The organism is Streptomyces sp. CB02261 (assembly GCF_001905665.1).
In the GTDB taxonomy this organism is placed as follows: Bacteria; Actinomycetota; Actinomycetes; order Streptomycetales; family Streptomycetaceae; genus Streptomyces.
Map to the genome: position 1 here is coordinate 104525 of NZ_LIVX01000001.1, position 12737 is coordinate 117261.

Annotated in this window: 11 protein-coding genes; 6 read left to right on the top strand and 5 right to left on the bottom strand. The window is 72.7% G+C overall.

Going from position 1 to position 12737, the window contains the following annotated elements; all coding sequences use genetic code 11:
- Positions 1–36 precede the first annotated feature (36 nt).
- Both AMK29_RS00490 and AMK29_RS00495 read right to left on the bottom strand, forming a co-directional pair.
- Complete coding sequence (locus tag AMK29_RS00490; protein ID WP_073806592.1) at positions 37–1482, bottom strand: alkaline phosphatase PhoX; 1446 nt, start codon at positions 1480–1482, stop codon at positions 37–39.
- Between the two features lie 473 nt (positions 1483–1955).
- The gene (locus AMK29_RS00495) at positions 1956–3407 is read right to left on the bottom strand and encodes a hypothetical protein (protein ID WP_073806593.1); all 1452 of its coding nucleotides are present in this window, start codon (positions 3405–3407) and stop codon (positions 1956–1958) included.
- 206 nt (positions 3408–3613) lie between these two features.
- Between AMK29_RS00495 and AMK29_RS00500 the strand changes: the two genes are divergently transcribed.
- Complete coding sequence (locus AMK29_RS00500) at positions 3614–5473, top strand: endonuclease/exonuclease/phosphatase family protein (RefSeq protein ID WP_073806594.1); 1860 nt, start codon at positions 3614–3616, stop codon at positions 5471–5473.
- A gap of 16 nt (positions 5474–5489) precedes the next feature.
- On the opposite strand, the gene AMK29_RS00505 is transcribed toward AMK29_RS00500, so the two are convergent.
- Entirely contained in the window at positions 5490–6197 is a 708-nt protein-coding gene (locus AMK29_RS00505) for an antibiotic biosynthesis monooxygenase (RefSeq protein WP_073806595.1), read from the bottom strand.
- Between the two features lie 94 nt (positions 6198–6291).
- On the opposite strand from AMK29_RS00505, the gene AMK29_RS00510 reads away from it, so the two are divergent.
- A complete protein-coding gene (locus AMK29_RS00510; protein ID WP_073806596.1) occupies positions 6292–6735 on the top strand; it encodes a GNAT family N-acetyltransferase in 444 nt (147 codons plus the stop codon).
- 161 nt (positions 6736–6896) lie between these two features.
- Complete coding sequence (gene dapA / locus AMK29_RS00515; RefSeq protein WP_073806597.1) at positions 6897–7781, top strand: 4-hydroxy-tetrahydrodipicolinate synthase; 885 nt, start codon at positions 6897–6899, stop codon at positions 7779–7781.
- Here dapA and AMK29_RS00520 read toward each other — a convergent pair.
- Positions 7760–7978 carry a hypothetical protein gene (locus AMK29_RS00520; RefSeq protein WP_073806598.1) on the bottom strand — a complete coding sequence of 73 codons (219 nt, stop codon included), beginning with the start codon at positions 7976–7978 and terminating at the stop codon, positions 7760–7762. The genes dapA and AMK29_RS00520 overlap by 22 nt on opposite strands.
- A 299-nt stretch (positions 7979–8277) precedes the next feature.
- Between AMK29_RS00520 and AMK29_RS00525 the strand changes: the two genes are divergently transcribed.
- Positions 8278–9099 carry a hypothetical protein gene (locus AMK29_RS00525; protein WP_143202877.1) on the top strand — a complete coding sequence of 274 codons (822 nt, stop codon included), beginning with the start codon at positions 8278–8280 and terminating at the stop codon, positions 9097–9099.
- Between the two features lie 127 nt (positions 9100–9226).
- On the opposite strand, the gene dapD is transcribed toward AMK29_RS00525, so the two are convergent.
- Complete coding sequence (dapD, locus tag AMK29_RS00530; protein WP_073806600.1) at positions 9227–10210, bottom strand: 2,3,4,5-tetrahydropyridine-2,6-dicarboxylate N-succinyltransferase; 984 nt, start codon at positions 10208–10210, stop codon at positions 9227–9229.
- A 171-nt stretch (positions 10211–10381) separates the two neighbouring features.
- Between dapD and AMK29_RS00535 the strand changes: the two genes are divergently transcribed.
- Complete coding sequence (locus AMK29_RS00535; RefSeq protein WP_073806601.1) at positions 10382–10939, top strand: TetR/AcrR family transcriptional regulator; 558 nt, start codon at positions 10382–10384, stop codon at positions 10937–10939.
- 74 nt (positions 10940–11013) lie between these two features.
- Positions 11014–12714 (top strand): alpha/beta fold hydrolase, encoded by a 1701-nt coding sequence (locus AMK29_RS00540; protein ID WP_073806602.1) that lies wholly within the window; start codon positions 11014–11016, stop codon positions 12712–12714.
- Positions 12715–12737 lie beyond the last annotated feature (23 nt).

The following is a 12737-nucleotide window of genomic DNA, read 5'->3' on the forward strand; positions in this document are numbered from 1 at the left end:
ACATGTTAGATGTCAACCCATGGAACCGACCAGGGGTCAGCGGCGCGGCTGGCGCCGCCAGGGTCCGGTGATCGCGACCATGATGCCCGGGTTCTGGATGCTGGCGAACAGCGTGTCGCCGTCGGGCGAGAAGGTGACCCCGGCGAACTCGCTGTCATTGAGGTCGTTGCGGGCGATCGGGTAGGTGCGGCCCGAGTCCGTGGCGCCGAAGAGGTGCTGGACGCCCTCGCCGTCCTCGGCGATGACGAGCCCGCCGTACGGGGAGACGGTGATGTTGTCGGGGCCGTCGTAGGCGCCGTCCTCGTCCGGGTTCGCGTTCACCCCGAGCAGCACCTTCAGGGTGAGGGTGCGGCGCTTGGGGTCGTAGAACCAGACCTGGCCGTCGTGGGCGGCGCCGGGGCTCTCCGCGCGCGCGTAGGAGGAGACGACGTAGGCGCCGCCGTCGGCCCACCACATGCCCTCCAGCTTGCGGGCGCGGGTGATCTGCCCGTCCGTGAACTGCTTGCGGACCGGGGTGGTGCGGCCGTCGCGGTCGGGGACGTCGACCCAGTCCACGCCGTAGACGGTGCCGATCCGGCTCGCGCGGGAGAGGTCGTCCACGAAGCGGCCCGCGGAGTCGACGCACTTGGCGGCCTGGAGCACACCGGCGTCGTCGGCGAGGGTACGGAGCTTGCCGCGGCCGTGCTCGAAGCCCTTCGGCGGCACCCAGCGGAAGAGCAGTCCGTTGGGGTTGGACGCGTCCTCGGTGAGGTAGGCGTGGCCCCGCTTCGGGTCGATGACGACGGCCTCGTGGTCGTACCGGCCGAAGGCCTTGATCGGCTTCGGGTCGCGGTTGGCGCGGCGGTCGCGCGGGTCGACCTCGAAGATGTAGCCGTGGTCCTTGGTCATGCCGTTGACGCCGGCCCGGTCGGAGTTCTCCTCGCCCGTCAGCCAGGTGCCCCAGGCGGTGCTGCCGCCCGCGCAGTTGGTGGAGGTGCCGGCGATGCCGACCCACTCGGCGACGGTGCCGTCGCGGTGCACCTCGACGACCGTGCAGCCGCCTGCCGCGGCGGGGTCGTAGACGAGCCCCTCGGTGAGCGGGACGGGGTGGGCCCACTTGTCGCGGGTGCCCTTGAGCTCGTGGTTGTTGACCAGGTACGTGGTGCCGCGCGGCCCGGCGAAGGCGGCGGTGCCGTCGTGGTTGGAGGGGGTGAACTCGCCGGATTCGAGCCGGGTCACGCCGGTGCGGGTGACGACGCGGTAGGTGAACCCGGCGGGCAGGGCGAGGATGCCCTCGGGGTCGGCGACGAGCGGTCCGTAACCGAGCCGGTGGCCGTGGCCGTGACCCTGGCCGTGCTCGTGGTCGTGGCCGCCGTACGCCTCCACGTCGTCGGAGGCGAGCGCCTCGGGCGCGGTGGCGAGCGCGCCGACGACACCGGTGAGGGCGAGCCCCGCACCGGCGACGGCGGACTGCTTGGTGAACTCTCTGCGGTTGAGGGGCATGGTGTGGCGTTCTCCCTGTGTGGCCGGATGTCGCGCGTCACCTTCCCGCGCCACCACGAACACCGCCTGAACGCCACGGGAACACCGCCGGGCACCCGCCACCGGGAACGACGGGACCGGCCCGACACGCGGACCGGCTGCCAAGCCAAGGCTGGGCCACGGCTGCCTCCGCCCGGACGGGCCGCGCCTGCGTCCGGCCTGACAGGCCACGGCTGCCCCGCCCGGACGTGCCGCGTCCGCCCCCGCCCTGACAGGCCACAGCTCCCTCCGCCCGGACGTGCCACGACCGCCCCCGCCCGGACAGGCCACGGCTGCCCCCACCCGGACAGGCCACAACTGCCTGGCCCGGACGGCCACGACTGCGTCCGCCCCGGACAGGCCACGACTGCCCCGCCCGGACGTGCCACGGCTGCCCCCACCCGGACAGGCCACGGCTGCCTCCGCCCGGACGGGCCGCTACCGCCGGTCCGGGGTCAGGAACCCGAGCGGGAGCGCGCCTTGAAGGCGGCCTTGCGGGCCTCCTTCGCCACGGTCTTGTCCCGGTGCAGGCGTCCCATCGCCTCCAGGACCTCCGCCGTCGCCGGGTGCTCCACCCGCCAGGCCGCCTCGAAGAAGCCGCTGTGACGCCCGGTCAGGCCCTCGATCAGCTCCTGGAGCTCCTCCAGGTCGCCGTCCGCGTCGAGCTGGGCCGCGATCGTGTCGACCGCCAGCCAGAAGATCATCGACTCCGGCGGCGCGGGCACGTCCGCCGCGCCCCGCTCGGCGAGCCAGACCCGCGCGAGCCCGCCGAGCTCCGCGTCGTCCAGGACCTCCCGCAGCGCGGGCTCCGCCTCTGGGCCCACCAGGGAGAGCGTCTGCTGGCAGTGCAGGCGGCGGAGCGGCGAGCCGGCGTCCGCGCCGCGCGCGGCGTGAAGCAGTTCCCGGGCCGCCCCGAGGGTGTCGCGTCCGGCGAGCCAGCCGGCGGTCTCCTCCCGGGCCGCGGCCTCCGGGTAGGCGGCGATCCCGTCGAGGAGCGCGTCGGCGCCCTTCTCCGCGAGGTCGCCGACGGCGGGCGCGTCCACGCCGGCCTCCAGCAGCCTGGCCCGGACGCCGTAGAGACCGAGCGGGGTGAGCCGGACCATGCCGTACCGGGTGACGTCCTCCTCGTCGACCGGCGGCGCGGGCTCCTCGCCCTCCTCGGCCATGAGGGCCTCGTCGACGGGCTGGTACTCGACGAGGCCGATCGGCTCCAGGAGCCGGAACTGCTCGTCGAGCCGCATCATCGCGTCCGAGACCTGCTCCAGTACGTCGTCGGTGGGTTCGCCCATGTCGTCGGGGACGACCATCGAGGCGGCGAGCGCGGGCAGCGGCACGGGACCCTCGCCGGGCCCGGCCTCGCTGACGGTCAGCAGGTAGAGGTTGCCGAGGACGCCTTCGAGGAACTCGGCCTCCACCTCGGGGTCCCAGTCCAGCGACTCGATGTCGATCTCGCCGTCCTCGCCGAGGATGGCGTCCAGGTCGTCGAGGACGGGGGCGACGGCGTCGGCGAAGACCGTGTCGAAGCCCTCCAGCCAGAGCGCGAGGACGTCCTGGGGCGAGCCGCCCGTGATGATCGCGAGGTTCTCGCCCGGCGCGGCCCGGCCGGCCGTGTCGCCCTCCTCCCCCTCCTGGCCGTCCTCGACGGCCACCAGGCCGGTGTCGACGGCGAGCCGCCAGGCGTCGCCCGCCCACATCTCGCCGTCCTCGTCGTCGCCGAGGCCCAGGACCTCGACGGCCTCGGGCAGCTGCTCGTCGACGAGTTCGCCGCCGGCGTCGACCCGGGTGTCGGGCCCGGCCCAGCGGGCGAGGCGCACCGCGTGGGCGAGGAGGGGGGCGGCCAGGGCGTCCCGCGCCAGCTCCGCGTCCGCAAGGAGCCGAACGGGGGGAAGGGTGGGGTGCTCCGACATCTCGGGGGTCTCCTCGGCGCGTGGGTGGGTGAAGGGGGGCGCGAACAGCGGCTCTCAGCGTAGACGCATCCGGGGGGACGTCAGGCGGTTCACCGATCCGTCAGCCTTCGTACACCCGTCGACTCTTGACAAGGAGGGCGCTCTGCAAAGAGATTGACGCGCGTAGATCCTTCTGTCGTTCCTCCCATTACCCTCGGAGTCCCTTGATGTCTTCCTCCATACCGAGATCTGCCGGTCGTACCGTGGCGCGATCCGCCGCGGTCTCCGCCGTCGTCGCCTCGGCCCTCGCCGCGGGGCTGCTCGCCGGTTCGTCGAGCGCCGCGGCCGAGGACGCCGCCGGTGTCCGCGTCCACGACATCCAGGGCACGACCCGCGTCTCGCCGCTGGTCGGCAAGCAGGTCACGGGCGTCACGGGCATCGTCACCGGCGTCCGCACCTACGGCTCGCGCGGGTTCTGGATCCAGGACCCCGAGGCCGACGCGAACCCGGCGACCAGCGAGGGCCTCTTCGTCTTCACCAGCTCCGTCCCGACGGTCGCCGTCGGTGACGCCGTCAGCCTGAGCGGCACGGTCACCGAGTACGTCCCCGGTGGTCTGAACTCGGGCAACCAGTCGCTGACCCAGCTCTCGAAGCCGGTCGTCACCGTGCTCTCCCAGGGCAACGCCGTCCCGGCCCCGGTGACGATCTCGGCCTGGTCCGTGCCCGACGCGTACGCCCCCGAGGGCGACCCGGCGGCCGGCGGCTCGGTCAACGGCCTGACGCTCGACCCGGAGACGTACGCCCTGGACTACTACGAGTCCCTGGAGGGCACCAACGTCCGGATCGGCTCCTCGCGCGTGGTCGGCGCCACCGACCCGTACGCGGAGCTGTGGGTGACCGTGAAGCCGTGGGAGAACGCCAACCGGCGCGGCGGCACGGTCTACGGCTCGTACGAGTCGCAGAACACCGGCCGGCTCCAGATCCAGTCGCTGACCCCGCTCGCCCAGCAGCCGTTCCCCAAGGCGAACGTCGGCGACCGGCTCACCGGCACGACCGAGGGCCCTCTCGACTTCAACCAGTTCGGCGGCTACACGCTGACGGCCCGCACCCTGGGCACCGTCGTCGACCGGGGCCTGGAGCGGGAGACCACGGACCGGCAGCACAGGAACGAGCTCGCCGTGGCCACGTACAACGTGGAGAACCTCGACCCGAGCGACCCGCAGGAGAAGTTCGACGCGCTGGCGAAGGCCGTCGTCGACAACCTGGCCTCGCCGGACATCCTCGCCCTGGAGGAGATCCAGGACAACACCGGGGCCAAGAACGACGGCACGGTCGCCGCCGACCAGACGGTCAAGAAGTTCACGGACGCCATCGTGGCGGCCGGCGGCCCGGCGTACGCGTGGCGCTCGGTCGACCCGGAGAACAACAAGGACGGCGGCGAGCCCGGCGGCAACATCCGTCAGGTCTTCCTCTTCAACCCCGAGCGGGTCTCCTTCACGGACCGCGCGGGCGGCGACGCGACCACCGCCACCGCGGTGACGGGCCGCAAGGGCGACGCCGCCCTCACCGTCTCCCCCGGCCGGATCGACCCGGCGAACAGCGCCTGGGAGAGCAGCCGCAAGCCGCTCGCGGGCGAGTTCGTGTTCCGCGGCCGGACGGTCTTCGTCATCGCCAACCACTTCGGCTCGAAGGGCGGCGACGAGTCCCTCGTCTCGCACCACCAGCCGCCGAACCGTTCCTCCGAGGCGAAGCGTCTGCTCCAGGCGCAGGCCGTGAACGCCTTCGTGAAGGACATCGTCGCCCTGGAGAAGCAGGCCGACGTCCTGGTCGTGGGCGACATCAACGACTTCGAGTTCTCCGGGACGACGCAGGCGCTCACCGACGGCGGCGCGCTGTACCCGGCCGTGAAGTCGCTGCCGCGCGGTGAGCGCTACTCGTACGTCTACCAGGGCAACAGCCAGGTGCTCGACCAGATCCTGACCAGCCCCGGCGTCCACCACTTCGAGTACGACAGCGTCCACATCAACGCGGAGTTCGCCGACCAGGACAGCGACCACGACCCGCAGGTGCTGCGCTTCCGCCCGTAAGGGCGCGCCCGGCCGGTCAGGCGCCCGCGCTCAGGCTGAGCGCGGGCGCGTACCGCCGCACCCGGCTGCCGGCGATCCCCGGGCACCGGTGCACCCGTGTCCAGGCCTCGTCGAGCGGCGCGTCCGCCCGCCACTCCGCGTGAGCCCGCTCGCTCGCCCACTCGGCCACGTTCAGGACGCGGGTGCCGTCGGTGGACAGATGGAAGTGCGCGCCGATCCCTCCGCGCGCGGGCCGCTTCGCCGCGTCGCCGTCCAGGGCGGTGAACACGGCGTCCACCCAGGCCTTCTGGCGCTCCTGGTCCGGCCCGTCGAAGTCGACCTCGACGACCGCGACGGCCCCGGGCAGCGCCCGCGCGGTCGGCTCGTCGAGGACGCGGGAGCGCGGCGGCGCGTAGCGGTGGAGCACCACCCGCTCGATGCCGGGCACGGCCGCGTCGATCTCGGCGTTGCGGTCGTCGCGGTAGGTGCGGACGAAGTCCTCGTAGGCCCGTTCGGAGGTCCACTGCGAGTAGTGGAGCAGGGTGTCCCCGTCGGTGCCGGTGTAGACGCTGTACGAGAGCAGTCCCAGGTCGGGCCATTCCCGGCTCTCCCAGGTCGTGCGGATCGCGTCGACGGCGGCCCGCTGGCGCTCGGGGGTGCCGACCCGCCAGGTGCTGGCGAGGACGGCGCCGACGCCGGGGCGGTGGAAGTCGGTGCGGGCCTCGGGATGTGCGACGGCGTTCATGGGGAGGTCTCCTGTTCTCGCTCTCGGATGCCTCCACCGTCGTCCCTCAACCATGCTTGAGGTCAAGTGGCGGTGTCGTGCGAGACTGCGGGCCATGATCCTCCGCCCCGCCACCCGTGCCGAACTGCCGTCGATCCTCGCCCTGCTGGCCGACGAGCGGTCGGTGGTGGACCCCGCCTCGATCACGGTCACCGAGGCGTACGAGCGGGCCTTCGCCGCCATCGAGGCCGATCCGCGCAACGAGATGCTGGTCCTGGCGGACGGGGACCTGGTCCTGGGCTGCCTCCAGGTCACGTACATCCCGGGGCTCGGCAAGGGCGGCGCCGAGCGGGCCCTGATCGAGGCGGTCCGGATCAGGGCCGACCGGCGCGGCGGCGGTCTCGGCCGGGAGCTGATGGAGCGGGCCGTGGCGCGCGCCCGGGAGCGCGGATGCGCCCTGGTCCAGCTGACCAGCGCCAAGGAGCGGACGGAGGCCCACCGCTTCTACGCCTCCCTGGGGTTCGCGCGCAGCCACGACGGCTTCAAGCGGGCGCTCTAGACGACACCGGCCGGCCGGGCACCCGTCCGGCGTGGCGACACCGGCCGGCCCGGCACAGGTCCGGCGTCGGCCGCACCCGCCACACTCTTCACGGCTGCTTACCTCTCGAACCAAGAAGATCTAAGTGGACCTTCACCGTCCGCTACGGCCAGACTTCCGGGATGAGCACTGAACGCCCTTTCGGCCGCGCCCTGTGCGCCATGATCACCCCCTTCACGCCCGCCGGCGCTCTCGACCTCGACGCGGCGGGTGATCTCGCCGTCCGCCTCGTCGCGGACGGCTGCGACGGCCTGCTCCTCAACGGCACCACGGGCGAGTCCCCCACCACCACGGACGCGGAGAAGGCCGCGCTCGTCCGGGCCGTCCGGGAGGCGGTGGGGCCCGGCCCCTCCCTCCTCGCGGGCGTCGGCACCGCCGACACCCGGCACACCGTCGAGCTGGCGCAGCAGGCCGAGCGGGCCGGGGCGGACGGGCTGCTCGTCGTCACCCCGTACTACAGCCGCCCCCCGCAGGCCGCCGTCGAGGCGCACTTCCTGAAGGTGGCGGACGCGACCGGACTGCCGGTGACGGTCTACGACATCCCCGGCCGGACCGGCACCCGCGTCGAACCGGCGACGATGCGCCGCCTCGCGGAGCACCCGAGGATCGTGGCCGTGAAGGACTGCTCGTACGACCTGCTGGCCTCGGCCCGGCTGATCGCGGAGACCCCGCTGGCGTACTACTCGGGCTGCGAGGAACTGAACCTGCCGCTGTACGCGGTCGGCGGCGCCGGCTACATCAGTACGGTGGCCAACGTGGCGCCGCGTCAGCTCCGCGCGGTCCTGGACGCCTTCGACGCCGGCGACCCGGCGGAGGCGGCGCGGCTCAACGCCCTGACGCTGCCGCTGGCCGAACTGATGATGGCCTCGGGCCTGCCCGGCACGGTGACCGCCAAGGCGCTGCTCGGCGGGTCGCCGCGCGAACCTCTGCAGCCCGCCGACCGGGAGACGGCCGACGGGCTGCGGGCGGTGCACGAGAGGCTGGTTCAGGCGGCGTCGGTGGTGTAGGTCCTGCCGAGGATGGCGGCATGCTCCAGGACGTCCTCCAGCGGGTCGTCGATCTGCCCGGTGTGGAGCGAGAGGCTCGGGCCGTTGTTCACCGTGGGCCCGTTGCGCGTGTGCGTCTCGTCCGCGCGGGCCGCGCCGGCCTGGAGCAGCACCGCCGCCACCGTGAGCACCCCGACGACCGTGGGCTTGATCCTCATGTCGACTCCTCGCCTTGCCTGCGCGCAGTGACTCTGCGCGTGTCTAACGCCGACCGTGACGCAGAGTCACCGGCTCCGCGGAAGTCCGGCCCACCGCGCGGGAGGCCATCGCACACGGTGAACGCTCATTTCAATGGCAACGAATTCCGGCCTCAATTGTCACCGCGTCAAACAAGCGGGAAAGGGAATGGCGTCGAACAACGGCCTTTTCGCCAGGTGTCGGTCGATCCATATGCCGATAGAGTAAAAGCAGGTTGGTTTCCGGGTGGCATCACGTTCTTCTCCCCAAGGAGCACGTCATGGCACACGCACTTCGCGTCATGACTCGGGAGCTTTTCTTCTACAACGCTTCCACCGGCACATGCGCGGCCGGACGACTGAGCACCGACGGCAACTTCACCGGACTCACCACCGGCGGAGGGCTGTCCCCCTGGACCCACGTGGCAGCGGTAGGCCGTGAACTGTTCTTCTACAACGCGTCCAGTGGCGCATGCGCGGCCGGACGACTGAGCACCGACGGCAACTTCACCGGACTCACCACCGGCGGAGGACTCTCCACCGACTGGACCCACATGGACGCCGTCGGCCGTGAACTGTTCTTCTACAACGCGTCCACCGGCGCATGCGCGGCCGGACGCCTCAGCACCGACGGCAACTTCACCGGACTCACCACCGGCGGAGGACTCTCCACCGACTGGACCCACATGGACGCCGTCGATCGCGAACTGTTCTTCTACAACGCGTCCACCGGCGCATGCGCCGCCGGACGCCTCAGCACCGACGGCAACTTCACCGGACTCACCACCGGCGGAGGACTCTCCACCGACTGGACCCACATGGACGCCGTCGGCCGCGAACTGTTCTTCTACAACGCGTCCACCGGCGCATGCGCCGCCGGACGCCTCAGCACCGACGGCAACTTCACCGGACTCACCACCGGCGGAGGACTCTCCACCGACTGGACCCACATGGACGCCGTCGGCCGCGAACTGTTCTTCTACAACGCGTCCACCGGCGCATGCGCCGCCGGACGCCTCAGCACCGACGGCAACTTCACCGGACTCACCACCGGCGGAGGACTCTCCACCGGCTGGACCCACGTGGTCGCCGTGACGGGATAGCGCCGCACGGACACGGAGGGACCCGCACGCGAGCGCCCTCCCGGCCTTCTCACGGGCCGGGAGGGCGCTCGACGATGCCACCCGCCTCGTCGGTCGGGGCGGCTGCGGCTCACGGGGCCGCCGAGGATCAGTTGTGGCTGTGGAGAACCTCGTTGAGCCCGCCCCAGACCGCGTTGTTCGGGCGGGCCTCGACGGCGCCGGTGACCGAGTTGCGGCGGAACAGGATGTTGGAGGCGCCGGAGAGCTCGCGGGCCTTCACGATCTGGCCGTCGGGCATCGTGACCCGGGTGCCCGCGGTGACGTACAGACCGGCCTCGACGACGCACTCGTCGCCGAGGGCGATGCCGACGCCCGCCTCGGCCCCGATCAGGCAGCGCTCGCCGATCGAGATGACGACGTTGCCGCCGCCCGAGAGGGTGCCCATGGTGGAGGCGCCGCCGCCGATGTCGGAACCGTCGCCGACGACGACTCCGGCGGAGATCCGGCCCTCGACCATCGAGGTGCCGAGGGTGCCGGCGTTGAAGTTGACGAAGCCCTCGTGCATGACGGTGGTGCCGGCGGCGAGGTGGGCTCCGAGGCGGACCCGGTCGGCGTCGGCGACGCGGACGCCGGCGGGCACGACGTAGTCGGTCATGCGCGGGAACTTGTCGATGCTCGTCACGGCGAGGTGCAGGCCCTCGGCGCGCGCGTTGAGCCGCACCTTCTCGATGTCGTCGACGGCGACCGGACCGAGCGAGGTCCAGGCGACGTTGGCGAGGAGGCCGAACACGCCGTCCAGGCTCTGGCCGTGCGGCTTGACGAGGCGGTGGCTGAGCAGGTGGAGCCGCAGGTAGGCGTCGTGGGCGTCGAGCGGCTTCTCGTCCAGCGAGCCGATGACGGTGCGGACGGCGACCACCTCGACGCCACGGCGGGCGTCCACGCCGAGGGCCTTGGCGGCGCCCTCCCCGAGGGCGTTCACGGCCTCGTCGGGGGTGAGCCGCTCGGTGCCGGCGGGGCCGGGCGCGTCGGTCAGCGCGGGGGCGGGGAACCAGGTGTCGAGAACGGTGCCGTCGCCGGCGATGGTGGCGAGGCCGGCGGCGACGGCGCCGGTGGTGCGAGGAGCAGTGGTCATGACGGAAAACCTAACCGCCGAGGCCCCGCGCGGGCCAACCGGTCTCAGGTGCCGGTCGAGTCGCGGGCCGGTTCCGGCGGAACGCCCGAAGGCGACCGCGGCGGGGTCGGACGTTCCCACCGACTCCCGGGAAGGGTTGAAAGAATATATAGATCGGTCTACCTTGACCTCATGGGACAGAAGGGCGCCGAGACGCGGGACCGACTGCTGGACGCGACACAGGAGCTGGTGGAGACGGCGGGCTACTTCGGCACGGGGCTCAACCAGGTCATCGCGGTCAGCGGTGCCCCCCGCGGCTCGCTCTACTTCCACTTCCCCGGCGGCAAGGACCAGTTGGTCGGCGAGTCCGTCCGGCGGGCGGGGCAGGCCATCGGCGACGCCCTGGCGGATCCCGCCGGCACCGACCTCTCCGCGGCCGAGTTCGCCGAGGGGGTGCTGCGCCGGCTGGGCGACCGGCTCGCCGAGTCGGACTGGCGCAAGGGATGCCCCGTGGCCACCGTGGCACTGGAGACGGCCGCCGCCAACGAGCCACTGCAGAAGGTGTGCTCGGAGGTCTACACGTCCTGGGAAGCGGCACTGCGCGCCCGCCTGGCGGGCCGCCCGGACGCCGACGACCTCGCCGTCACGGTCCTGGCCTTGGTGGAAGGGGCACTTCTGCTGGCCCGCGCACATCGCAGCAGGGACCCACTGGAGCGCGTCGCCCGCCAGATCCACACCCTGCTGGGCTGACTCCGGCCCGCCGGTCGACGGCGGGCCTTCTTCCGATCCAGAAAATATGTAGACCGATCTATTCTAGGAGTCTCATGGACGCGATCGTCTTCGGCGCGACCGGATTCATCGGCCGCTCCCTCGTCGCCGAGCTGCTCACACGCGGCCGACAGGTGGCGGCGGCCGTGCGCACGGACACCCTGACCCCGTGGCTGGCCTCCCAGGACGTGGACACCACCCGCCTCGTGGTCGTCACCGCCGACATCACCCGGCCTCTGTCGGGGCTGCCCGAGGCGCGGGACGTGTACAACGCCGCCGCCCGCTACGCCTTCGGCCTCGGCGCCCAGGAAGCGCGGGCGACCAATGTCACCGGGGCGCTCCACGTGCTCGAATGGGCCGCCACGCTGCCCAACCTGCGGCGTCTGGTGCACATCAGCGGCTACCGGGTCAGCACGACGGGCGGCCGGTCCGGCGTGAGCACGGCCGACTACGCCGCCCTCGGCGCCTACGAGGCGTCCAAGAGCGAGGCCGATCTCGCGGTGCGCACCCGGGCCCGTGAGCTGGGGGTCCCGTTGACGATCGCCAATCCCAGCACCGTGATCGGGCCGGGCCAGTACGTGGGCCTCGCCTCCCTCGTCGAGGACCTGTGGCGCGGGCGGCTCCCCGCGCTGCCCGGCGGCCCCGACACGTTCCTGCCGATCGCGACGATCGACTACTTCGCCCGGTTCCTGGCGGAGGTCCCCGCGGCGCCCGCGGGTGAGCACTACTGGGTGCTCGACGACAGCACCCCCCTGCTGCCCGCCGTGATGCGCACGATCGCCGAGCACACCGGTGTACGCGCACCGCGCCGGACCGTCCCCGTCGGCCTGTTGCGGCGCCTGCCGCGCACGCTGACCGGCGCCGATCCGGAGACGCTCTCCTTCCTGTCGAGCGACCGCTACCCGACGGCCCCGGCCCGTGCCTTCGCCGCGAGCGTCGGTCTGGAGATGCCCCCGGCCGTCGACGCCCTACGCGAGTGGGCCGACGACCTGGTGGCCGCACGGTTCGGCGCGGCCTCGCCCTGGCTTCGCCCGTACGGCTTCCACGCCGTGGCGGGCAGTCGCACCTGGGTGACCGGGGAGCGGCACCGTCCCGCCCATGTCCTGCTGCACGGCCTGCCGATGAACGCCGACCTCTGGGCGCCCCTCGCCGCCCACCTTCCCGGCCCCGTCCTCGCCCCCGACCTGCCGGGTCTCGGTCGTTCGGGACCGACGGACCGGTCGGTGGACGCGTGGCTGGCCGACCTGTTGAGCCCGGTGTCGACCCGTCCCGTCCTGGTCGCGCACTCGGCGGCATGCGGACCCGCGCTCCGCTTCGCCGTCGACCACCCGGAGCGCGTCAGCGGGCTCGTCCTCGTCTCCCCGGCGTTCCTGCAGGCACCTCCGGCGCGGCTCGCCCGCTCGGCCCTGGCCGCGCCGCTGCTGCGTCACATGTCCGCCGCCCGACTGGCCCGGACCCTGGGTGTTCCCGAAGGGCCGGAGGTGGAGAGCGCGGCGGCCGACCTGGGCCGGCGGGGGGTGGCCCGCCGGGTGGCCGCGGCGCTGCGCACGGACGTCGCCGAGCGCCGGCGGTCACGGGCGCTCCTCGACCGGGTGGGTGTCCCGGTCCGGATCGTCGTGGGCTCGACGGACCCCCTGGTCGTGGCCGTCGATCATCCTGTGACCGAGGTCGCCGGGGCCGGCCACCACCCCCAGCTGACGCATCCCGCCCAGCTGGCCCAGCACCTCGGTGCCGTCCCCGCCTCTCTCCACGGATGAGCCGAAGGAACCCGGCAGAGGGG

What these genes read in the sequence shown, in the direction of transcription:
- AMK29_RS00490 (WP_073806592.1), bottom strand. Translation starts at nt 1,482, where the DNA reads ATGCCCCTCAACCGCAGAGAGTTCACCAAGCAGTCCGCCGTCGCCGGT.
- AMK29_RS00495 (WP_073806593.1), bottom strand. Translation starts at nt 3,407, where the DNA reads ATGTCGGAGCACCCCACCCTTCCCCCCGTTCGGCTCCTTGCGGACGCG.
- AMK29_RS00500 (WP_073806594.1), top strand. Translation starts at nt 3,614, where the DNA reads ATGTCTTCCTCCATACCGAGATCTGCCGGTCGTACCGTGGCGCGATCC.
- AMK29_RS00505 (WP_073806595.1), bottom strand. Translation starts at nt 6,197, where the DNA reads ATGAACGCCGTCGCACATCCCGAGGCCCGCACCGACTTCCACCGCCCC.
- AMK29_RS00510 (WP_073806596.1), top strand. Translation starts at nt 6,292, where the DNA reads ATGATCCTCCGCCCCGCCACCCGTGCCGAACTGCCGTCGATCCTCGCC.
- dapA (WP_073806597.1), top strand. Translation starts at nt 6,897, where the DNA reads ATGAGCACTGAACGCCCTTTCGGCCGCGCCCTGTGCGCCATGATCACC.
- AMK29_RS00520 (WP_073806598.1), bottom strand. Translation starts at nt 7,978, where the DNA reads ATGAGGATCAAGCCCACGGTCGTCGGGGTGCTCACGGTGGCGGCGGTG.
- AMK29_RS00525 (WP_143202877.1), top strand. Translation starts at nt 8,278, where the DNA reads ATGGCACACGCACTTCGCGTCATGACTCGGGAGCTTTTCTTCTACAAC.
- dapD (WP_073806600.1), bottom strand. Translation starts at nt 10,210, where the DNA reads ATGACCACTGCTCCTCGCACCACCGGCGCCGTCGCCGCCGGCCTCGCC.
- AMK29_RS00535 (WP_073806601.1), top strand. Translation starts at nt 10,382, where the DNA reads ATGGGACAGAAGGGCGCCGAGACGCGGGACCGACTGCTGGACGCGACA.
- AMK29_RS00540 (WP_073806602.1), top strand. Translation starts at nt 11,014, where the DNA reads ATGGACGCGATCGTCTTCGGCGCGACCGGATTCATCGGCCGCTCCCTC.